This is a genomic window from Ramlibacter sp. bp-362 (assembly GCF_054956735.1).
Window position 1 is genome coordinate 1 of record NZ_JBUDXE010000053.1, and the last position, 271, is coordinate 271.

Annotated in this window: 1 protein-coding gene; it reads left to right on the forward strand. The window is 68.6% G+C overall.

All coding sequences use genetic code 11. The annotated features are described in order from the left end of the window. Window positions 1-271: VOC family protein (locus tag ACY0MJ_RS22375; RefSeq protein ID WP_462640765.1), on the forward strand; the 271-nt coding region annotated here is incomplete at both ends.

A 271-nucleotide genomic window follows, 5' to 3' on the forward strand; every position in this document is an offset into this window, starting at 1 on the left:
GTCGCCACCGCCGCGCGCTTCTATCGCGAGGAGCTCGGCTTCGAGGTGGTGTTCGAGGCTGACTGGTACGTGAGCCTGCGCATCGACGGTGGTGAGCTCGCGATCCTCGACCGGGCGCACGAGACGATTCCGGAGGGCTTCCGCGAGCCCGTGCGCGGTCTGCTGCTGAACGTCGAGGTGCCGGATGCGGCTTCCGAACATGCGCGACTGGTGGGGGAGCAGCGTCTTCCTGAGCGGCTGCCCCTTCGAGACGAGGACTTCGGGCAGCGGC